At 64.0% G+C, this 21,700-nt stretch carries 19 protein-coding genes; 15 read left to right on the top strand and 4 right to left on the bottom strand.

Annotation, left to right across the window (positions count from 1 at the left end; translation table 11 throughout):
- Positions 1 to 103: 103 nt before the first annotated feature.
- Both C8N34_RS22805 and C8N34_RS22800 read right to left on the bottom strand, forming a co-directional pair.
- The gene (locus tag C8N34_RS22805) at positions 104 to 1,222 is read right to left on the bottom strand and encodes an alpha-hydroxy acid oxidase (protein ID WP_108130621.1); all 1,119 of its coding nucleotides are present in this window, start codon (positions 1,220 to 1,222) and stop codon (positions 104 to 106) included.
- A gap of 1 nt (position 1,223) precedes the next feature.
- On the bottom strand, positions 1,224 to 1,847 hold the full coding sequence (locus tag C8N34_RS22800; protein ID WP_054301972.1) for a helix-turn-helix domain-containing protein: 624 nt from the start codon (positions 1,845 to 1,847) through the stop codon (positions 1,224 to 1,226).
- 266 nt (positions 1,848 to 2,113) lie between these two features.
- Between C8N34_RS22800 and C8N34_RS22795 the strand changes: the two genes are divergently transcribed.
- The 6 genes from C8N34_RS22795 (at position 2,114) to C8N34_RS22770 (ending at position 9,287) form a co-directional block, all read left to right on the top strand.
- Complete coding sequence (locus C8N34_RS22795; protein ID WP_158640785.1) at positions 2,114 to 3,139, top strand: TRAP transporter substrate-binding protein; 1,026 nt, start codon at positions 2,114 to 2,116, stop codon at positions 3,137 to 3,139.
- Between the two features lie 46 nt (positions 3,140 to 3,185).
- A complete protein-coding gene (locus C8N34_RS22790; RefSeq protein ID WP_108130619.1) occupies positions 3,186 to 3,701 on the top strand; it encodes a TRAP transporter small permease in 516 nt (171 codons plus the stop codon).
- 3 nt (positions 3,702 to 3,704) lie between these two features.
- Positions 3,705 to 5,006 carry a TRAP transporter large permease gene (locus C8N34_RS22785; RefSeq protein WP_108130618.1) on the top strand — a complete coding sequence of 434 codons (1,302 nt, stop codon included), beginning with the start codon at positions 3,705 to 3,707 and terminating at the stop codon, positions 5,004 to 5,006.
- 23 nt (positions 5,007 to 5,029) lie between these two features.
- Positions 5,030 to 5,929 (top strand): 4-hydroxy-tetrahydrodipicolinate synthase, encoded by a 900-nt coding sequence (gene dapA / locus C8N34_RS22780; RefSeq protein WP_108130617.1) that lies wholly within the window; start codon positions 5,030 to 5,032, stop codon positions 5,927 to 5,929.
- Positions 5,930 to 5,931: 2 nt separating this feature from the next.
- Positions 5,932 to 7,356 carry an FAD-binding oxidoreductase gene (locus C8N34_RS22775; protein ID WP_199750754.1) on the top strand — a complete coding sequence of 475 codons (1,425 nt, stop codon included), beginning with the start codon at positions 5,932 to 5,934 and terminating at the stop codon, positions 7,354 to 7,356.
- A gap of 269 nt (positions 7,357 to 7,625) precedes the next feature.
- Positions 7,626 to 9,287, top strand: coding sequence for a Na/Pi cotransporter family protein (locus C8N34_RS22770; RefSeq protein WP_108130616.1), 1,662 nt, complete (start codon positions 7,626 to 7,628; stop codon positions 9,285 to 9,287).
- 6 nt (positions 9,288 to 9,293) lie between these two features.
- Here C8N34_RS22770 and ubiB read toward each other — a convergent pair whose 3' ends face one another.
- Together ubiB and ubiE are read right to left on the bottom strand one after the other, a co-directional pair.
- Positions 9,294 to 10,817 carry a 2-polyprenylphenol 6-hydroxylase gene (gene ubiB / locus C8N34_RS22765; RefSeq protein WP_108130615.1) on the bottom strand — a complete coding sequence of 508 codons (1,524 nt, stop codon included), beginning with the start codon at positions 10,815 to 10,817 and terminating at the stop codon, positions 9,294 to 9,296.
- Complete coding sequence (gene ubiE, locus C8N34_RS22760) at positions 10,817 to 11,566, bottom strand: bifunctional demethylmenaquinone methyltransferase/2-methoxy-6-polyprenyl-1,4-benzoquinol methylase UbiE (protein ID WP_108130623.1); 750 nt, start codon at positions 11,564 to 11,566, stop codon at positions 10,817 to 10,819. Before ubiE ends, ubiB begins: the two co-directional genes overlap by 1 nt.
- 94 nt (positions 11,567 to 11,660) lie before the next feature.
- On the opposite strand from ubiE, the gene mutM reads away from it, so the two are divergent.
- The 9 genes from mutM to gyrB all read left to right on the top strand — a co-directional run bounded on the left by mutM (position 11,661) and on the right by gyrB (position 21,698).
- Complete coding sequence (mutM, locus tag C8N34_RS22755; protein ID WP_108130614.1) at positions 11,661 to 12,512, top strand: bifunctional DNA-formamidopyrimidine glycosylase/DNA-(apurinic or apyrimidinic site) lyase; 852 nt, start codon at positions 11,661 to 11,663, stop codon at positions 12,510 to 12,512.
- Positions 12,513 to 12,584: 72 nt separating this feature from the next.
- Positions 12,585 to 13,361, top strand: a complete 777-nt coding sequence (locus C8N34_RS22750; protein ID WP_054301981.1) for an enoyl-CoA hydratase — start codon at positions 12,585 to 12,587, stop codon at positions 13,359 to 13,361.
- Between the two features lie 149 nt (positions 13,362 to 13,510).
- Entirely contained in the window at positions 13,511 to 13,777 is a 267-nt protein-coding gene (gene rpsT / locus C8N34_RS22745) for a 30S ribosomal protein S20 (RefSeq protein ID WP_054301982.1), read from the top strand.
- Positions 13,778 to 14,288: 511 nt separating this feature from the next.
- A complete protein-coding gene (dnaA, locus tag C8N34_RS22740) occupies positions 14,289 to 15,665 on the top strand; it encodes a chromosomal replication initiator protein DnaA (RefSeq protein WP_108130613.1) in 1,377 nt (458 codons plus the stop codon).
- 156 nt (positions 15,666 to 15,821) lie between these two features.
- On the top strand, positions 15,822 to 16,940 hold the full coding sequence (gene dnaN / locus C8N34_RS22735) for a DNA polymerase III subunit beta (RefSeq protein ID WP_054304107.1): 1,119 nt from the start codon (positions 15,822 to 15,824) through the stop codon (positions 16,938 to 16,940).
- 82 nt (positions 16,941 to 17,022) lie between these two features.
- The gene (gene recF / locus C8N34_RS22730) at positions 17,023 to 18,114 is read left to right on the top strand and encodes a DNA replication/repair protein RecF (RefSeq protein ID WP_108130612.1); all 1,092 of its coding nucleotides are present in this window, start codon (positions 17,023 to 17,025) and stop codon (positions 18,112 to 18,114) included.
- Positions 18,111 to 18,539, top strand: coding sequence for a VOC family protein (locus C8N34_RS22725; protein ID WP_108130611.1), 429 nt, complete (start codon positions 18,111 to 18,113; stop codon positions 18,537 to 18,539). The genes recF and C8N34_RS22725 overlap by 4 nt, the downstream gene beginning before the upstream one ends.
- Before the next feature lie 7 nt (positions 18,540 to 18,546).
- Positions 18,547 to 19,167, top strand: coding sequence for a LysE family translocator (locus tag C8N34_RS22720; RefSeq protein WP_108130610.1), 621 nt, complete (start codon positions 18,547 to 18,549; stop codon positions 19,165 to 19,167).
- Between the two features lie 80 nt (positions 19,168 to 19,247).
- Positions 19,248 to 21,698 carry a DNA topoisomerase (ATP-hydrolyzing) subunit B gene (gene gyrB, locus C8N34_RS22715; protein WP_108130609.1) on the top strand — a complete coding sequence of 817 codons (2,451 nt, stop codon included), beginning with the start codon at positions 19,248 to 19,250 and terminating at the stop codon, positions 21,696 to 21,698.
- The last annotated feature ends 2 nt before the right edge of the window (positions 21,699 to 21,700 follow it).

The following is a 21,700-nucleotide window of genomic DNA, read 5'->3' as shown; positions in this document are numbered from 1 at the left end:
GATGGAACATCGATCTCAAAAATCTCCCAAACCTCAACCGCATCACAACATTTCTCGAAAACCTCAAACCATTCGCTAACGCTCATCCAAACCTCACGCCGCATCAGGCCTCAGCGGGCGGCAGGTAGTTCAGCGCCTCGGCATATTCGGTACGCAGGACGGCCAGCATCTCGTGCACACCGGCCTCGCCGCCCGAGGCCAGCGCCCAGAGCGGCAGCCGGCCGAGCATGACACTCCGCGCCCCGCGTGTGGTATAGCGCAGGACATCAAGGCCACGCTTCACGCCGCTGTCCGCCAGAACAGTCAGGCGCCCCGCAACCGCGCTGATGATCTGCGGCAGGACGTCGATGGGCGCGGGGGCGGCGTCGAAATTCCGGGCGCCGTGCGAGGAAACGACAATGCCGTCAGCACCGGCCTCAGCCGCGCGCCGTGCATCGTCGGGCGACAGGATGCCCTTCAGGATCAGCGTGCCGGACCAGCGGTCGCGCAGCCACGCAACGTGATCCCAGTTCAGTCCCGGCATCAGCGACAGGCGCGGATCGACGGGCGGGCCAATCAGGCGCGGGCGCATGCCTTCGGGATAATTGTCCATCTGCGGGATACCTCCACGCAGCACTTGCGGCAGCATCACCCCGGCCAGCCAGTTGGGGCGCAGCGCAAGATCGGTCAGGCTGCGCGCGCAAATGCGAAAAGGCATGTTGAAGCCGCTTTGCAGGTTCCATTCCTTGCGCGACCCGGCGGGCGTGTCGACCGTCATCACCAGCACCCGCACCCCGGCATTCCGGGCCCTGACCAGCAGCGCCTCGGTGAAGCTCAGCTCACGCCAGAGGTAAATCTGCATCCAGATTGCAGTTTCGGGCGCGGCGCGGGCGATATCATCTACCCCGCTGACCGATTGGGTGGACAGGGAAAACGGGATGCCCGCCGCCCCGGCCGCCCGCGCCAGTGCGGCCTCGCCCTGCCGATGCACCAGCCCGGCCATGGCTGTGGGGGCGATGATGAAGGGGGCAGCGTATCGCTGGCCGAACAGGGTGCAGCCGGTGTCCGGCCCGGTGCGCCCCTGCAAGACCTGCGGCACGATCCCGGCCGCATCCAGCCGGGCACGCAGGGCCCGCAGGCTGGCTTCCTCTCCCACGCCCCGGTCGATGTAATCGAACAGCCCGCGCGGCAGGCGACGGCGCGCGCTGCGCCGGGCCGCATCGAAGCTGAGGAAGGTCGCCATTTCAGGCGCTCACCACCCAGATGACCTCGGCATCCTCGTCCCCTGCCGTCGTCCAGCAATGCGGGACATTGCCATCGTAATAGACGGAATCGCCGGGACCGAGTTCCAGCGGCTCATAGACTTTGGAGTGCAGCAACATCCGGCCCGAAACGACCCAGAGGAAGATTTCGGCGTCCGATTGCGGCCAGACAGGGTAATCGGTGGTGCTGCGCGCGGTGACACGCGTGCGCACCGGCACCATGCGCTTGTTCTTCAGTTCGCTGCACAGCAGGCGGTTCTGGCAGGATTGCGAGGTATGCGCCTTGCCCTCGCCCTGACGGCTGACCGCGCGGCGCCCCGGCGCGGTAGCGACCCGGCTGGGCGCCAGCAGTTCGGCGGGCTCGACACCGAAACCCGATGCAATTTTCACAAGAGTTGAAACGGTGGGCGACAGTTCGTTGCGCTCGATCTTCGACAGGGTGGAGGCAGCCACACCGGACAGGCGCGCGCATTCCTGAAGCGTCAGCCCACGGGTCTTGCGCAGACCGATGATTCGCTCGCCGATCGCCTCTTCGGCGGGCTCCGCAGGCTCGCTTGCCGCAAGCGTTTCCGTCTGACTCAGAAGCGTCTGACCGCTGACCAGCATTGCACACCTTTCAAACAGCGCCCTGTCACCCGGGCCGGATCAATATTTCGCGTAACCCGCTTCACCCGAAGGCTTATGCCGGACCGCGCTGACGGTCTTCGCGGGGTGTTCCTCACCCATGCATGCATCTTAGCGAAACATCGGTCAAAAAGGAAATGCAGTTTTCGTATAATAAAATTATTGACGAAACGAGAATTTTTGCACAGGCTTTTTCCCAGGCGCGGAACAGCCGCCACAACGAAATCCAAAGCCGACGGGGAAAATATATGAGCTATTTCCGTAAGATGCGCCTTGGCGCAATGACTGCTTGCGCCCTGATCATCGGGGGCGTCGCGGCCCATGCCGAAACCGTGCGCTTCGCCCATGTCGATGGCGAAGGCGATCTGCTGGCCAATACCTACTGGACCTATACAGAGGTTTTCTCCAGCTCGCTCGCCGCGCAGACCGGCGGCAAATATGAGGTGCAGGTGTTTCCCAACGGCCAGATGGGCGATCTGGAGTCGCTGGCCGAACAGAACGTCCGCGGTTCGCTGCAAATGGTGGGCGGGCTGAATGCCGGGCACCTTGCCGCCTATGCGCCTGTCGCCTCGGTGCTGGAGTTGCCCTACAGCTTCCCTTCCACCGCCGTGGCACGCGATGTGCTGAACGGGCCCTTCGGGCAGAAGCTGTCCGATCTGGTCGCCGAACAATCGGGCGTGCGCATCCTTGCCTATCTGCCCTCGGCCTTCCGCAACTTCTCGTCCTCGACCAAGCTGATCAAGTCGCCCGCCGACATGAAAGGCATGAAGATGCGCACACAGCAGGTGCCAATTCACGTCGCAATGGTCGAGGCTCTGGGCGCCTCGCCCACGCCGATTGCCTGGGCCGAACTGTACAGCGCGCTTCAGACCGGCGTTGTCGACGGGCAGGAAAACGCGCCCTACACGATGCTGATGGCGAATTTGCAGGAGGTGCAGAAATATTACACGCTGGATCACCACCTGATCAACATGCCGCTGATCACTATCAACGAGGATTACTGGAAGGCTCTGCCCGAAGAGGACAAGCGCGCCTTCAAGGCCGCCGCCGATGAGGCCGCCTTTGCCATGCTGGGCGTGATCGCCGCGAAGGAATCGCAGGATCTGGCCGTGATCCGCAAAGCCGGGGTGGAAATCTACCAGCCGACGCCGGAAGAGTTCCAGCAATTCGTCGATGCAGCGCGCGGGCCGGTGGCCAAGATCCTGGCCCAGACCACGGGGCAGGAAATCATTGACGAACTGACCGCCGCCGTCGCCGCCGCGCAGGCCAACTGAGCCAACGGTGGGCGGTTCGCCGCCCGCCCCTTCCCTCGGGGTGCCCATGCTTCCGCTACTTGAACGCCTTGCCACGGTCCTCTCGTGGGTCACCTCCGCCGTCGCGCGGGTTCTGCTGCTGATCATCTTCGGCGTGCTGTTTCTTCAGGTTGTGCTGCGCTACGCCTTCGGCTTCTCGCTGCCCTGGCCCGAGGAAGTCTCGCGTTACCTGATGGTCTGGGTCGTAATGCTGGCGGGCAGCCTGCTGGTGCGCGACGACCAGCTGGTGCGCGTCGATTTCTTCGATCACTTCTGGCCGCAACGGCTGCTGGGCTACCGCAACGCAGCCTTCCGCCTGATGCTGGCGGCGATGCTGGCGGTTCTGGTCTGGAAAGGCTTTGAGAATGCGCTGTTCGGTCAGCGCCGTCAGGCGGTCACGCTGGGAATCTCGTTCTTCTGGATCTACCTCTCGGTCCCGGTCGGCGCCGCCCTGATGCTGTTTCACATGCTGGTGCTGGCGCTGCGCGATCTGATCCGCGGCCCGGTCGATACCGGCCCCTCCATCCTGAATTCGGAGATCTGACCGATGGACCAGCCGCTTCTTGCCATCGTCGGCCTGTTACTGGCGCTGATGCTTCTGGGCAGTCCGGTGATCTTTGCCATCGGGTTTGCGGGTCTTGCCTATTTCTTCGTGAAACCCGGCATGACCGACATGCTGGATATCTACGCCCACAAGTTCTTCACCGGGATGGATGTGTTCATCTGGCTGTCGATCCCGCTGTTCATCATTGCGGGCGAGATCATGAGCGCCATCGGCATGACCGAGCGGCTGGTGAACCTGTCGCGCCTGCTGGTCGGGCGGCTGCGCGGCGGGCTGGCCTATGTGAACGTCGTGGGGTCCATGATGTTCGCGGGCGTCTCCGGCTCGGCGCTGGCCGACATTTCGGCGCTGGGTCCGGTCGAGATCGAGATGATGGAGAAAGACGGCTACGACAAGGATTTCTCGGCCGCGCTGACCGTCAGTTCCGCCATTCAGGGGCCGATCATCCCGCCTTCGATCCCGCTGATCATGTTCTCGGCGCTGACCAACACCTCGGTCGCGGCGCTGTTCCTTGCGGGTGCCGTGCCGGGCATCATGCTGGGGCTGGGCCAGATGGCGCTGATCTTCGTCATGGCGCGGCGGTTCGGCTTCAAGGCCAATCCCATCGCCAACCTGACGCTGGCGGTGGCGCTGAACATCGTCGGCAACGCGTTCTTCGCCATCTTCATGCCGATGATCATCATCGGCGGCATCATCTCGGGCATCTTCACCGCGACCGAGGCGGCGGCGGTGGCCGTGGCCTATGCGCTGCTGGTGGGTTTTCTGGCCTATCGCAACCTCAGCCTAAAGGCGCTGTGGGCAATTCTCGACCGTTCGGCGCGCACCTCGGCCTCGGTTTACCTGATCGTCGGTTTCGCCACGATCATTTCCTGGGTGCTGGCGAATGAACGGCTGCCGAACCAGTTGGGCGATCTGGTGGCGGCCTATAACCTGCAACCCTGGATGCTGCTGCTGGCGCTGAACATCTTCTTCCTCATCAACGGGCTGTGGATTGGCGATTCCGTGCAGCTGCTGCTGTTCGCGCCGCTGTTCACCCCGATCCTCGCACAGATGGGCGTCGATCCGGTGCATTTCGGCGTCATCATGGTGATGAACGTGATGATCGGGCTGATGACACCCCCCTACGGGCTGGCGCTTTACCTCGGCTCGTCGATCTCGGGCGTTTCGCTCGGGCGGATCGTGCGCGCCTCGCTTCCCTTCCTCTGCTCCAACCTCGTGGTGCTGTTGCTGGTGACCTATGTCCCGGCGATTTCGCTGACGCTGCCGCGACTGCTGGGCTTTTTCTGATCGTTAGACCAAGGACCAAGACCATGACTTTGACCAAGGATGACCTGCACGGGCTGTTCACCGCCATCGTGACGCCCTTCACCGCCGACGGCGCGGTGGATTACGAGGCGGTCAAGGCGCTGGTGAAGCGGCAGCTTGCGGCGGGCGCCACCGGGATCGTGCCGATCGGCGGCACCGGCGAATACCCGGCCCTGTCGCGGGGGGAACGCGCGGGCGTGGTTTCGGCCTGTGTCGAGGCGGCAGAAGGTGCCCCGGTGCTGCCCGGTGTGCTTTCTACCGGCTATGAGGATGCGCTGGAGGCCGGGCACGATTTTCTTGCGGCGGGGGCTGCCGGTCTGATGCTGGTGACACCCTACTACGCCGTCGGCCCGCAGGAAGGCATGCGCGCCTATTTCGCCCGCTACCGCGATGTGGTGGACCTGCCGCTCATGGCCTATGAAATTCCGCGCCGCACCAATGCGGGGCTGAGCCCGGAAACCTATGGCCGTCTGGCCGAAGATGGCACGATCATTGGCATGAAATTCTCCAACTACGACGTGCCGGGCTTCATCGCCACGCTGCGCGAGGCGGGCGACCAGCTTGCCGTGCTCAGCGGTGAAGAGCCGCTGTTCGCCACCCATGTCGCACTGGGCGCGAAGGGTGGCGTGCTGGCCTCGGCCTCGCTTTACCCGGAATACTGGATCAAGGTCTTTGACCTTGCCCGCAGCGGCGATCTGGCCGGGGCGCTGGAGATGCAACACCGCATCGACCCGGTGCTGACGGCGATCTACCGCGAAACCAATCCCGGCCCGCTGAAGGCGCTGATGAAGATGGCCGGGCAGGATGTCGGCCCGGTGCGCCTGCCGCTGACTGCCCCTTCGGCCGAGACGATGGCGATGCTGACCGCCGTTCTGGGCCGCATCGGGCAAAGTGAGGCCGCCTGACCATGACCGCCGATTCCGCGCTGCTGTCCGAGCTTGCCGCGATCCTCGGGCCGAAGGGGCTGCTGACCGAAGCGGCGGACATTGCCCCCTATGTCACCGATTTTCGTGGCCGTCGCCGCGGCACGGCGCTTGCCGTCCTGCTGCCTGCCACGACAGAAGAAGCCGCGGCGGCCATCCGGGCGGTCACGGCACGCGGCATCGCGGTGTTCCCGCAGGGGGGCAACACCGGCCTTTGCTATGGCGCGGTGCCGCAGGCGGGGGTGGTGATCGGGCTGAAACGGATGCGCCGGTTGCGGCAGGCCGACCTGCATTCCGGCCTGCTAACCGTCGATGCGGGGATGACGCTGGCCGAGGTCCATGCCGAGGCCGAAAAGCTGAACCTGCAATTCCCGCTTTACCTTGGGTCTGAGGGCACGGCGCAGATCGGCGGTCTGATCGCGACCAATGCAGGCGGCACCGGCGTGCTGCGCTATGGCGCGATGCGTGATCTGGTGGCGGGGGTGGAACTGGTGCTGGCCGACGGGCGCGTGCTGTCCGATCTGGGTGGTCTGCGCAAGAACAACACCGGCTATTCCATGACTCAGCTTGTCGCCGGGTCCGAGGGCACCCTGGGCGTGATTACCGGCGCGGTGCTGCGCCTTGCGCCCCGGATGCAAAGCCGCGCCGATTGCTGGCTGGGCTTCGCTTCGGTCAATCAGGCGCTGGAGGTGGCGACGCGCATCCGTGCCGCTTTCGGCACTCTGGTCGAGGCATTGGAACTGATCGACCGTGCGGAAGCCAGCTATGTGGTGCGCCACTTCCCTGACATCCGCATGCCGCTGGCGGCGCTTCCTGACTGGTCACTGATGGTGCAACTGGCATCCTCGCGTACCAAAGACGCCCTTGTGGCGCAGCTTGAAACCCTGCTCGCGACAGCGATGGACGACGGGTTGATCGCCGATGCGGTGGTTGCCCAGAACGAGGCGCAGGCCGAAAACATCTGGCATTTCCGTCACTCGGTAACCGAGGCGAACAAGCTGACCGGGGTGGGCGTGGTACTGGATACTTCGGTCCGACCCTCCGAGGTGGCGGGCTTCATCGCCGATGCCGACCGCGTGGCCGCCGCGCGGTTTCCGCAGGCCGAACGCGCCATCGTCGCGCATCTGGCCGATGGCAATGTACACTACATCCTGATGTTCCCGCGTGATTTCTGGACCGCCCTCCCCGACAAGGAGGCGATGGAACTGGAGGTCGAGCGTGCCATTCACGACGTGGCCATCGCCCATGGCGGCAGTTTTTCCGCAGAACATGGCATCGGCCGCAAGCTGACGGAGGAAATGGCGCGGCTTGTCGATCCTGTGCGGCTGGAGCTGATGGCGGGGATCAGGGCGGTCTTTGACCCGCAGGGCCTGATGAATCCCGGCGCATTGCTGCCACTCGGCGGCTGAACGCGCCCCGACCCAAGGCCCGGACAGCGGATCGCCCCGTGTGCGATCCGCTTTTGCAATCTGAACGCTGGTAAAGCGCGCAGAAGCGCGGCAATATGCCTGCAAAACGCGCAAACGCCGGATGCACGAAGATGCCCCGGTTGCCCAGCCTGATGCCGGACCGCCCGGCGGGTCGACCCCCACCGCTCATCAGGCTACACCGGGTTTTGTAACGTTTTTATGACAGGCTGCCGTAGCAACGCCGAATTGGCCGCGGATCAAGAGACAAGATGACCGAAAGCTCCCCCCTGCTGTTCCTGATCCATGTTTCCGGCGCTGCCGCGCTGCTGCTGTGGGCGGTGCGTCTTGTGCGCACCGGGGTGGAGCGTGGTTGGTCAGTGCAATTGCGCAAGCTGTTGCGGCATGGGGCGGAGAACCGGCTTTTCTCTGCCGGCATCGGCGTCATGGCGGCGGTTCTGCTGCAAAGCTCTACCGCCGTTGCGATTCTGACCGCGAATTTCGTGGCCTCCGGCGCGCTTCCTGCGGTGGCGGGGCTGGCGACCATGCTGGGCGCCGATGTGGGGTCGGCCATCGTGGCGCAGCTTCTGATGACCCGCGCCGACTGGCTGGTGCCGCTCTTGCTGATCGGCGGGGTCGGGCTGTTCCTGAAGGGCAAACAGCGGCATTCGCGTATGGGCGGGCGCATCCTGATCGGGCTGGCGCTGGTTTTCGTGTCCCTGTCGATGCTGCGCGATGCGACAGAGCCGTTGCGGGACAGCCCGGCGCTGGTTGCGGCCATGGGCTATCTGGGCGGCGATCCGATGACGGCCTTCGTCATCGGCGCGTTACTGGCGTGGATGATGTATTCCTCGGTCGCAGCGGTGCTGCTGTTCGTCACACTGGCGGCGCAGGGCGTGCTGCCTGTCACGGCGGGCGTCGCCATGGTGCTGGGCGCCAATCTGGGCGGTGCAGTTATCGCCTATATGCTGACACTCGGCGCAGAACTTGCGGCACGGCGGGTAATCCTTGCCAATCTGGTGCTGCGCGGCGGCGGGGCCCTGATTGCACTGATCCTGCTGCTGCTGCTGGCGCCACCGCTGGAAATGATCGGCACCACGCCCGCCCGGCAGGTGATCAACCTGCATCTGCTATTCAACCTTGCACTGGCCCTGATCGCGCTGCCGCTCGTTGGCCCAATCCTGCGTGCGGTATCCGCCTGGGTGCAGGCCCCGGCTGATGCTGCGCAACTGACCCGGCTGTCAGCGCTCGACCCAGTGGCATTGACCAAGCCTGACCGGGCGCTGGCCTGCACCGCGCGCGAGGTGCTGATGATGGGCGAGATGGTCGAGGCGATGCTGCGGCCCGTCATCTCGCTTTTCCAGAAATGGGATGACGACACCGCCGCCGCCATCAAGACCAAAGAGGCCGAAATCAGCCGGATGCACCTTGAGGTGAAGCTGTATCTGGCCCGCATCCAGCGCGCGGCACCGGATGAGGATACCAATGGCCGTGTGATGGAACTGGCGGAAATGGCAGTCAACATGGATGGCGCCAGCAACACGATCAGCGATTCCATCGTGGGTCTGGCCAAGCGGCTGGATCAGGAAGGCACGCGCTTTTCCACGACCGGCTGGAAGGAGCTATGCGATTTCCACGACCGTGTCCTGTCCAACGCGCAGGCCGCGCTGAACGTGCTGATGACGCTGAACCCCGATGCCGCCCGCGCGCTGGTCGAGGAAAAGGACCATGTGCGCGATCTGGAACAACAGTTGCAGCGGTCGCATCTGGAACGACTGCGCGAGGGGCTTTCCGAAAGCATCGAGACCTCAAGCGTGCATCAGGAGACGTTGCGCGCGCTGAAACAGGTGAACTCGGCCTTCACCATGATCGCCTATCCGATCCTGTCGGAAACCGGCGACCTGCTGTCGAGTCGGCTCAGCAAGGCAAGCTGAACCGCCTCAGACCAGTGCGCCCAGAACCACACCTGCCCCGACCAGTGCGCCCCCCGCCAGCATCCAGAGCGCAGGGTGCAGCGGGCGTTTCGGCTCGGCCTCGGGGCGCGACTGACGCACAAGCTGCGCCTCGACCAGGGCGGGCAATTTCGGCCCGAACCGGCCCAGAACCTGCGCCGTCTGCACCAGATCACGCAGCAGGGCGCGAGGGCCGATGTTGGTCTTGATATAGCCCTCCACCACCGGGCGGGCGACCTGCCAGATGTTGATATGCGGGTCCAGACCGCGCGCCACGCCCTCAACCACCACCATGGTGCGCTGCAAGAGGATCAGCTCGGTCCGGGTCTGCATTCCGAAGCGTTCCGTCACTTCAAACAGATAGGCCAGCAGCCGCGCCATCGAAATGCGGCTGGCCTCCATGCCGAAGATCGGCTCACCCACAACCCGGAGTGCGCGGGCAAATTCGTCGATGTCGCGGTCGGCGGGCACATAGCCAGCCTCGAAATGCACTTCGGCGACGCGGCGGTAATCCTTGCGGATGAAGCCGAACAGGATCTCGGCATAGACCCGGCGGGTATAATCATCCAGCCGCCCCATGATCCCGAAATCATAGGCGATGATCGCCCCGTCAGCCCCGACCTTCAGATTGCCCTGATGCATGTCGGCGTGGAAATAGCCGTCGCGCAGCGCATGGCTCAGGAACAGTTCCAGCACCCGCGCGCCCAGCGCCACGCGGTCATGCCCGGCAGCATCCAGCGCGGCATTGTCGGCCAGCGCGATACCCTCGGCCCAGCCCAGCGTCATCACATTGCGGCTGGACAGCGCCCAGACGGGTTTCGGCACCCGGAATCCCGCATCGCCTTCGGTATTGGCCGCAAATTCGGCGGCGGCGGCGGCTTCCAGCCGCAGGTCAAGTTCGCCCATCACCACGCCCTCGAAATGGGCGATGACATCCTTGGGCCGCAACCGGCGCGAGGCGGGCGAGATCAGTTCGATCGCCTGCGCGGCGAACCAGAAGGCATCAATGTCCTTGCGAAAGGCGCGTTCGATGCCGGGACGCAAGACCTTGACCGCCACTTCCTCGCCGGTATCGGCCAGACGCGCACGATGCACCTGCGCGATAGAGGCGGCAGCCACAGGTTCGGAAAATTCGCTGAACTCCGCCGGGACCGAGATACCCAATTCGTCCTCCACCATCCGCTTGGCGGTTTCCACCGGGAAGGGGGGCAGCTTGTCTTGCAGGTATTTCAGCTGCTCGGCCAGTTCCTCGCCCACGATGTCAGGGCGGGTCGAAAGGATCTGGCCGAACTTGATATAGGCCGGGCCCAGCGCGGTCAGCGCGCGGGTCGTCGGCGGCAGCGCCGGGTCGCCCTTCAGCCCCAGCCATTTGAACGGCCAGCCAAGCACGCGTGCGACGGCACGCAGGCGCGGCGGCGCATCCATCGCGGCCAGAACCTGCCCGATGGCGCCCGTGCGTTCCATCGTGGCCAGCGTCCGTACGAGGCGGATGATGTTGTGCGGCCCGCGCATCAGATCTTCCAGCCGGAATGCAGCGCGGCAATGCCCATGGTCAGGTTGCGATACTTCACCTGCCCGAAGCCCGCCTGCCGGATCATCCCGGCAAAGGTTTCCTGATCAGGGAACTTACGGATGCTTTCCACCAGATACTGATAGCTGTCACGGTCCCCCGCGATCACCTGCCCCATCACCGGGATCAGGTTGAAGCTGTAAAGGTCATAGGCCTTCTGCATCAGATCATTGGGGATCTGACTGAATTCCAGCACCATCAGCCGCCCGCCGGGGCGCAGCACACGGAACGCCTCGTTCAGCGCATCCTGCACGCGGGTCACGTTCCGGATGCCGAAGCTGATCGTGTAGACATCGAAGGTATTGGCCTTGAAGGGCAGCGCCATCGCATCGCCCACCACCCAATCCAGCCGGTCGGCCATGCTGTCCGCCTCGGCCCGCTGACGGCCTTCGACGAGCATCGACTCGGTCATGTCCAGCACGGTGGCATGGGCGCCCGGCGCGCGCTTGAGATAGCGGAAGGACACATCGCCCGTGCCGCCCGCCACATCCAGAAGCTTCGTCCCCGGACGCGGGGCCAGCCAGTCCATCATCGCATCCTTCCAGATGCGGTGGATGCCAAGGCTCATGGCGTCGTTCATCACGTCGTATTTGCTGGCGACGCGGGTGAAGACACCATGCACCATCCCGGCCTTTTCGGCCTCATTCACCGTCTGAAAGCCGAAATGGGTGGTTTTCTGATCGTCGGTCATCGGATACTCGCAGAGCTTGCCGTCGCGGCGCTGGACCTCCTTATAGGCCAGAGCGCGCCCGCCGCAATGCGCCGATCTGTCCGAAGGGGAAACCATGCCCGAACTGCCCGAGGTTGAAACCGTCCGCCGTGGCCTTTTGCCGGTGATGGAGGGGCAGGTGATCGCCCGCGCGCAGGTGAACCGCCCCGACCTGCGCTGGCCCTTCCCGCCCGGCATGGCCGACCGGCTGACCGGGGCCAGGGTGAACACCCTGCGGCGTCGGTCAAAATACATCCTGGCCGATCTTTCGACGGGCGAGACGCTGCTGATCCATCTGGGCATGTCGGGGCGCATGTTGATTTCCGGGACGCAGGTGGGCGGTTTTCACCATGACCACCCCGCGCCTGCCAAGCATGATCATGTCGTGCTGGATATGGATGGGGGCGCCCGCGTCACCTTTAACGATGCCCGCCGCTTTGGCGCGATGGATCTGCTGCCGACGGCGGGGGCCGAGGCGCATCCGCTGTTGTCCGTGCTGGGGCCGGAGCCTCTGGGCAACGATTTCCACGAGCATTATCTGGCCTCCCGCCTGAAAGGCCGTGCCACGCCAGTCAAATCGGCACTGCTGGATCAACACCTGGTGGCGGGGCTGGGGAACATCTACGTCTGCGAGGTGCTGTTCCGCGCCGGTATCCACCCTGCCCGCTTTGCGCGCGACATTTCGCCCGCAGAGGCCGCGCGCCTTGTGCCGCTGATCCGCGAGGTTCTGGCCGAAGCGATCGAGGCGGGCGGCTCGTCGCTGAAGGATTACCGGCAAGCCGATGGCGAACTGGGCTATTTCCAGCACAGTTTCCGGGTCTATGACCGCGAGGGTCAGCCCTGCACGACGCCCGGTTGCACGGCACATCTGCACCGGATAGTGCAATCGGGGCGGTCAAGCTTCTTCTGCCCCGTCTGCCAGAAGTAACGTCGGGACTGCGGGCTTGCACGTTTCCGTGAGGCTGATAGGACTCGGCCCAGACCAAAGGGGAGCCTCCGCATGGCCTATGAAACGCTGATCGTCGAGATCGAGGATTATATCGCGCTGATCCGCCTGAACCGGCCGGACGCGCTGAATGCGCTGAACAGCAAGCTGCTTTCCGAACTGGCGGTGGCGCTGGGTGAGGCCGACAAGGACGATTCGGTGCGCTGCATCGTGATCACCGGATCGGAAAAAGCCTTTGCCGCCGGGGCCGACATCAAGGAAATGTCGGAAAAATCCTTTGTCGAAATGTTCGGCGAGGATTTCTTCGCCCGCGAATCCGACGCCATCATGCGCACCCGCAAGCCGATCATTGCGGCCGTTTCCGGCTATGCGCTGGGCGGCGGCTGCGAACTGGCCATGGCCTGTGATTTCATCATCGCCTCGGACACCGCGAAATTTGGCCAGCCCGAGATCAACCTTGGCGTGGTGGCCGGAATCGGCGGCACCCAGCGCCTGACACGCTTTGTCGGCAAGTCGAAGTCGATGGACATGCACCTGACCGGCCGCTTCATGGATGCCGCCGAGGCCGAACGCTCGGGCCTGGTCAGTCGCGTGGTCCCCGCCAAGGATCTGCTGACAGAAGCGAAGAAGGCCGCCGCCAAGATCGCCGAGAAATCCATGCTGACCAGCATGGCGGTGAAGGAATGCGTGAACCGCAGCTATGAAACCACGCTGCGCGAGGGCATCCTGTTCGAACGCCGGGTGTTCCATGCCCTGTTCGCGACCGAGGATCAGAAGGAAGGCATGGCCGCCTTCCTTGAAAAGCGGCAGCCGCAGTTCCGCGACCGCTGATTCCGCTTCCCTTCGCCGGGAATCTGACCTATAGGCCCACGGTACATGCGCGTGGGCCCGCTTAGGCAAGAATCATGACCTTCCCCGAGGGGACGGTTGCCTTGGGTCTATTGCAGCAACCGCAACATACGACCCGAAGGATTCAGCCCATGGCCAATACGCCCCAGTCCAAGAAACGCGCCCGTCAGTCCGAAGCGCGTTATGCCGTCAACAAGGCCCGCCGCTCGCGCATCCGTACCTACCTGCGCAAGGTCGAGGAAGCCATTGCCTCGGGCGACCAGACCGCTGCCGCCGAAGCCCTGAAGAATGCCCAGCCGGAACTGGCCCGCGGCGTCACCAAAGGCGTGCTGCACAAGAACACCGTGGCGCGCAAAATGTCGCGTCTGGCCTCGCGCGTGAAGGCTCTGAACGCCTGATCTGCCCGAATCTGCCGTGACATGAAGGTCACGCCCTAAGCGCGCCAAATGGCGCGCTTTTTGCGTTTTCAAGCCCATTTTCACGCATTTTCAGCGTTTTTTCAGGGGTTCGTGGCACGTTTGCACGCGACTCGGGATTCGCTGCCACAAAGTTCTGTCAACAACGAAGTTCGGTTGCAGGCGCCGCGTGCGGCGGGCTAGCTTGGCCCTGCGATTCCGCTGTCCTGGGGGACAACCAAGATCGTGATCCGAATCCACGGGCTGCCGCCCTGCATGCTGCCCATGCAGGGAACCGGGCTTTGATCGCGGTCACTTATGACATGGCCTGCGCTATTTTTGCGCAGAATACGCCATTTGGCGCACATGACCGGAGCTTCCGGCCGTGGCGTGCCCGTCGTTCCCCCCTGATCACGCGAAAAGCGCGCGGCGTTGCCGCGAAGTATGTGGGGATCGGGCGCCGTATGCGCCCCAACGTAGCCAAAAGAACGGCACGGGACGGGTTGAAAAGAGAATGACAAACGAGACTTGGGGCGAGATTCGTGAGCAACTGGAAAAAAGGCTGGGCAAGCACAACTACACGACCTGGATCGAGCCGCTGAAGCTTTCCGCGCTGAAGAACGGCGTCGCGCATTTCGAAGTGCCGACAACCTTCTTTGGTGACTGGGTGTCGCGCAACTATGGCGAACATATCCGCACCCATCTGAACGCAGCCGGGGCCGAGATCGTCCGCCTGGAATTTGCCGTGGGTTCCGCCGGTGCGGCGCCTGCCAAACCTGCCCGTGCCGCAGCCGCTGCGCCGCGTGCCGCCGAAAAGCCCGCCGCCCGCTCCCGCGCGCGCGACGAGGATCTGCCGGGCGCGCCGCTGGATGCCCGTTTCACCTTCGACAGTTTCGTGGTCGGCAAACCCAATGAGCTCGCCCATGCCGCCGCGCGCCGCGTGGCCGAAGGCGGGCCGGTGACCTTCAACCCGCTGTTCCTGTATGGCGGCGTCGGTCTCGGCAAGACGCACCTGATGCATGCCATCGCGCATGAACTTCAGCAGCGCAAACCGGAACTCCGCGTGCTCTATCTGTCCGCAGAACAGTTCATGTACCGCTTCGTGCAGTCGCTGCGCGACCGTTCTGTCATGGATTTCAAGGAGATGTTCCGCTCGGTCGACGTTCTGATGGTTGATGACGTTCAGTTCATCGCCGGCAAGGATTCGACACAGGAAGAGTTCTTCCACACGTTCAACGCGCTGGTCGACCAGAACAAGCAGATCGTGATTTCCGCCGACCGCGCGCCGGGCGAGATCAAGGATCTGGAGGAACGGATCAAGAGCCGCCTGCAATGCGGCCTCGTGGTGGATCTGCACCCGACCGATTACGAGCTGCGTCTTGGCATCCTGCAACAGAAGGCCGAATTCTACCGCGACCAGTACAAGGGTCTGGTAATCGCGCCGGGCGTGCTGGAGTTTCTGGCTCATCGCATCAGCACCAACGTCCGCGTGCTGGAAGGTGCGCTGACCCGCCTGTTCGCTTTCGCAAGCCTTGTCGGCCGCGAGATCACGCTGGATCTGACGCAGGATTGTCTTGCCGATATCCTGCGCGCCTCGGACCGCAAGGTAACCATCGAGGAAATCCAGCGGAAGGTGGCCGAACACTACAACATCCGTCTCAGCGACATGATCGGGCCGAAACGCCTGCGCAACATCGCCCGCCCGCGTCAGGTGGCTATGTATCTGGCGAAGCAGCTGACCCCGCGCAGCCTGCCGGAAATCGGTCGCCGCTTCGGCGGGCGCGACCACACCACCATCATGCATGGGGTCCGCAAGATCGAGGAGCTGATGGCCACCGACAGCCAGCTGGCCGATGATCTGCAACTGTTGCGGCGCCTTTTGCAGGGCTGAAGGCCCTTCAAAAGGCGGGGCAGGAATGCAACGCCGGGCAATGCAGGGCCGCCGTGACTTGACGGCCCCGCCGTTCCGGCCGAATGTCGCCGAAATTGCTTGAGAACCGGCGGGAACCGGCTAATTTTGGTATCCCGCAAGCGAAGGATGACAGGGATGAAGATCAGCATTGAACGCGGCACGCTGCTCAAGGCCGTGGCTCAGGCGCAGTCGGTGGTGGAACGGCGCAATACCATCCCGATCCTCGCCAATGTGCTGATGGAGGCCGAGGGCGATCAGGTCAGCTTCCGCGCCACCGACCTTGACATCGAGGTGGTGGACCGCGCCCCCGCCATGGTGGAACGCCCCGGTGCCACCACCGTCTCGGCCGTGATGCTGCATGAAATCGTGCGCAAGCTGCCTGATGGCGCGCTGGTCACGCTGGCCGACGATCCGGCGGCTGGCCGACTGACGGTGACGGCGGGCAAATCGACCTTCAATCTGGCGACGCTGCCGAAAGAAGATTTCCCGGTCATGGCCTCGTCGGAATATGCGACGAATTTCGCAGCCCCGGCCCCGGTGCTGCGCCGTCTGTTCGACAAGGCGAAATTCGCCATCTCGACCGAGGAAACCCGTTATTATCTGAACGGCGTCTACATGCATGTCTCGACCGGCGAGGATGGCCCGGTGCTCCGGTGCGTGGCAACCGACGGACACCGCCTTGCCCGGATCGACGCCGCTCTTCCCCCCGGGGCCGAGGGCATGCCCGGTGTGATCGTGCCGCGCAAGACGGTGAACGAGTTGCGCAAGCTGCTGGACGATGACGAAGCACAGATCGCGGTTTCGGTCTCCGAGACCAAGGTGCGCTTTGCGACGCCAGCCATCACCATGACCTCGAAAGTCATCGACGGCACCTTCCCCGATTACACCCGCGTCATCCCGATGAACAACTCGCGCCGGCTGGAGGTGGATGCCACCGATTTTGCCAAGGCGGTTGACCGTGTGGCAACCGTGTCGTCGGAACGCTCGCGCGCCGTGAAGCTGAGCCTCGATGAAGACCGGCTGATCCTGTCAGTCAACGCGCCTGACAGCGGCGCCGCCGAGGAAGAACTGGCGGTGGCCTACGGGGATGAGCGGCTGGAGATCGGCTTCAACGCCAAGTACCTGCTGGAAATTGCGAGCCAGGTGGACCGTGAAAATGCGGTGTTCCTGTTCAATTCTTCGGGCGATCCGACGCTGATGCGCGAAGGCAATGACACTTCGGCAGTCTATGTTGTGATGCCGATGCGCGTCTGACACCGTCAGGGCAGACCGGGCAACGGCGGCACCTGTGGCCGCCGTTTTTTGAGTATTTGGGCAAGAAGCAAAAGGGGTTCGGGTGAGCGGTCTGGCGATCCTGACGCTTCAGCTTTCGCATTTCCGCAGCCATCGCGCTGCGCGGCTGGAGTTCGACGGGCGGCCGGTGGCGCTGGTCGGAGCCAATGGCGCGGGCAAGACCAATATCCTTGAAGCGGTATCGCTGCTGTCGCCCGGTCGCGGATTGCGGCGCGCGGCGGTCGAGGATCTGGCACGGCGGCCCGAGGCGATCGGCTGGAAAGTTGCCGCCACCGTGGCGGGCTTGAGCGCGGCGCATGAGCTGGAAACCTGGGCCGAAGGCGGACCGCGACAGGTGCGCGTGGATGGCAAGACCGCGCCGCAACTGGCACTCGCGCGCATTCTGCGCATGGTCTGGCTGGTACCTGCGATGGACCGGCTGTGGATCGAGGCGGCAGAGGGGCGGCGGCGGTTTCTGGATCGCTCGGTGCTGAGCTTTGCGCCGGATCATGCCGAAGCGGTGCTGGCTTACGAAAAGGCCATGCGCGACCGCAACCGGCTGTTGAAGGACGAGGTGCGCGACCCGCATTGGTATGGCGCACTGGAGGCGCAGATGGCCGCCTCAGCTGCGGTGATTGCGGCAAACCGCGCCGATGCGCTGGCACGTCTGATGGCAGCGCAGGAGGGGGCGGAGACGGCTTTTCCCCGTGCATCACTGACGCTGGTTCACCCCGAAGGCGAGGTGGATGACCTTGCCACGGCGCTGGCGGAAAACCGGCGCCGTGACTTGGCGGCGGGGCGCACACTGCTGGGGCCACATCGTGTTGATCTGCAAGCTGTGTTCAGCGCCAAGGGCGTACCCGCCGATCAATGTTCAACAGGCGAGCAGAAGGCACTGCTGATCAGCCTGATGCTGGCGAATGCGCGGGCGCTGGCCACCGATCTGGGCCGCCCGCCGATCCTTTTGCTGGATGAAGTGGCCGCGCATCTGGACGCAGGGCGTCGTACCGCACTTTATGACGAGATCTGCGCCCTGGGTGCGCAGGCGATCATGACCGGGACGGAGCCGGGACTGTTTGACAGTCTGGGTGCGCGCGGGCAAAGCTTCGCCATCGCCGATGACATCGGCCAGTCGAGCATCCGGGAGGTGCCATGACCCCGCAGCGCGTGACGCTGATTACCCTTGGTGTGACCGATCTGGCCGCCGCGCGTGCGTTTTATGCCCGCCTCGGCTGGCAGGAGCATGCGCAAAGCCAACCGGGTGTGGCCTTCTTCCAGATCAACGGCATGGCGCTCGCACTGTTCGGACGCGAAGATCTGGCAGAGGATCAGGGCCGTAAGGGTGCCACGCTCGGTACCGGGGCGATCACCTTGGCGCAGAACTTTGCCACCGAGGCAGAGGTGGACGCGGCCTTTGCCGCAGCGCTGGCCGCCGGGGCCACCGCGCTGAAGGCGCCAGAGAAGGTGTTCTGGGGCGGCTATTCCGGCTATTGGGCCGACCCGGATGGGCATGTCTGGGAAGTGGCCATGAACCCGTTCTGGCCGCTGGAGGCCGACGGCTCGCTTCACCTGCCGGAGTAAACCGATCTTGAGCATCAGCTTCTGGCAATTGTTCGTCTATGCAGGCGGCATGGCGGCGCTGTGGGCCATTCCCGGCCCGGTCTGGGTTGCCCTGACGGCACGCGCTTTGTCCGGCGGGTTCGCCGCCGCATGGCCGCTCGCTGTGGGCGTGGCACTGGGCGATCTGTTCTGGCCGCTGAGTGCCATCTTGGGTCTGAGCTGGATCACCACGCTTTATGGCGATCTTCTGGGCCTCCTGCGCTGGGTCGCAGCGGCAATCTTTCTGGCCATGGGCGTGCTGCTGCTGCGCAAGAAACCGCAGGCGCCGGGCAGTGACAGCCGACTGACGCGGCCGGGCCTCTGGGCCGGGTTCTCCGTCGGGCTGGCAGCGGTGATCGGCAATCCCAAGGCCATCCTGTTCTACATGGGCGCGCTGCCCGGCTTCTTCGATCTGGGGCGGCTGACGGTGGCGGATATCATCGCTATCATCACGATTTCCGCCCTTGTGCCGATGCTGGGCAACCTTGGCCTCGCTCTGTTTCTGGACCGCGCGCGCGCGCTTTTGTCCAGCCCGAAGAACCTGCACCGGCTGAACGTCGGGTCGGGCGTGATGCTGATTGCGGTGGCGCTGTTGATCCCCTTCCTTTGATGGCCAATTCCGCCCCCTAGGGGTGACATTCCCGACCCCAGCCGCTATAAGTCGCGGACAATTCGAGGGATGTTCGATACATGGCCGAAGCCGCGAAGAAGCCGAGTGAATACGGCGCCGATTCCATCAAGGTTCTCAAGGGGTTGGAGGCCGTTCGCAAGCGCCCCGGCATGTATATCGGCGACACCGATGATGGCAGCGGCCTGCATCACATGGTCTACGAGGTCGTGGATAACGGCATCGACGAGGCGCTGGCGGGCCACGCCGATTATGTGCATGTGAAAATCCACGCCGATGACAGTGTTTCGGTGCGCGACAACGGGCGTGGCATTCCGGTCGACATGCACGCGGAAGAGGGCGTTTCGGCGGCCGAAGTCATCATGACGCAACTGCACGCGGGCGGAAAATTCAACAACACCGATGATGGCGGCAATGCCTACAAGGTCTCGGGCGGTCTGCACGGGGTCGGCGTTTCGGTGGTGAACGCGCTGTCGGAATGGCTGGAGCTGACGGTATGGCGCAATGACACTGAATATCGCGCGCGGTTTGAACACGGCGAATGCGTGGTGCATGTGCATGAAGTTGGCCCTGCACCGGGGCAACGCGGCACCGAGGTGCGGTTTCTCGCTTCGGCCAAGACCAACCGCCCCGATGGCACCTTTTCCAATCTCGACTACAGCTTCAAAACGCTGGAAACCCGGCTGCGCGAACTGGCCTTCCTGAACTCGGGAGTACGGATCATCCTTGAGGATGATCGCCATGCCGAGCCGGTCAGGACCGAGCTCTATTATGATGGCGGCGTTCGGGAATTCGTGAAATATCTCGACCGCTCAAAGACTTCGGTCATGCAGGAGCCCATCTATATGGTGGGCGAACGCAGCGGAATCGGCGTCGAGGTGGCAATGTGGTGGAATGACAGTTACCATGAAACCGTATTGCCGTTCACAAACAACATCCCGCAGCGCGACGGCGGCACCCACCTTGCGGGTCTGCGCGGCGCGCTGACGCGGACTATCACCAAATATGCGCAGGACAGCGGCATCGCCAAACGCGAGAAGGTCGATTTCACCGGCGACGACGCGCGCGAGGGATTGACCTGCGTGCTGAGCGTGAAGGTGCCGGACCCCAAATTCTCCAGCCAGACCAAGGACAAGCTGGTTTCGTCGGAGGTGCGACCCGCCGTCGAGAACCTCGTGAACGAAAAGCTGGCCGAGTGGTTCGAGGAAAATCCGGCACAGGCCAAGATCATCGTCGGCAAGATCATCGAGGCCGCGCTGGCCCGTGAAGCCGCGCGCAAGGCGCGCGAACTGACGCGGCGCAAGACGGCGATGGATGTCGCCTCGCTGCCCGGCAAGCTGGCCGATTGTCAGGAAAAAGATCCGGCTCTGTCAGAACTGTTCATCGTCGAGGGCGACTCGGCCGGTGGTTCCGCCAAGCAGGGTCGCTCGCGGAAGCAACAGGCGGTGCTGCCCCTGCGCGGCAAGATCCTCAACGTCGAACGCGCGCGGTTTGACCGGATGCTGTCGTCCGAAACCGTGGGCACGCTGATCACAGCCCTGGGCACCGGAATCGGTCGCGACGAGTTCGACATCGGTAAGCTGCGTTATCACAAGATCATCATCATGACCGACGCCGACGTTGACGGCGCCCATATCCGCACCCTCTTGCTGACCTTCTTCTACCGGCAGATGCCCGCGATCATCGAGGGCGGGTTCCTGTATATCGCGCAGCCGCCACTCTACAAAGTTTCTCGTGGCAAATCAGAGGTTTATCTAAAGGATCAGGCCGCCTTCGAGGATTACCTGATCGAACAGGGCACCGATGGCGCCGTGCTGCGCCTTGGTGACGGGACCGAGATTGCCGGGGCCGATCTGGGCCGCGTAGTCGATGGCGCCCGCGCCTTCCGCCGCGTGCTGGAGGCTTTCCCGACGCACTACCCGCGCAACATCCTGGAACAGGCTGCACTCGCGGGGGCTTTCGATGCGGGTCGCGCCGATGCCGATCTTCAGGCCGTGGCCGAATCCGTCGCGCGGCGGCTGGATGCGGTGGCAGTGGAGTATGAGCGTGGCTGGCAGGGCCGCATCACCCAGGACCACGGTATCCGCCTCAGCCGCGTGCTGCGCGGGGTCGAGGAGCTGCGCACGCTGGACGGTGCCGTCCTGCGGTCTGGCGAGGCGCGCAAGCTGTCGCAGGTCGCGGGCGGTGTGAAGGAATATTTCGCCACCGAATCCCGTCTGACCCGCAAGGACCGCGAACTGCCGATCCACGGGCCCGGCGATCTGCTGCGCGCCGTACTGGCAGAGGGTGAGAAGGGCCTGACCCTGCAACGCTACAAGGGTCTGGGCGAAATGAACCCCGAACAGCTTTGGGAAACCACGCTGGACCCTGATGCCCGCACCCTGTTGCAGGTGCGCGTCGACGATGTGGCCGAGGCGGATGACCTGTTCACCAAGCTGATGGGCGACGTGGTAGAACCGCGTCGCGAGTTCATCCAGCAGAACGCGCTGAACGTCGAGAACCTCGACTTCTGAAG

The sequence above is a fragment of the Gemmobacter caeni genome, assembly GCF_003054195.1.
GTDB classification, from domain to species: Bacteria; Pseudomonadota; Alphaproteobacteria; order Rhodobacterales; family Rhodobacteraceae; genus Gemmobacter; species Gemmobacter caeni.
This window is presented reverse-complemented; position numbering and strand designations above follow the sequence as displayed.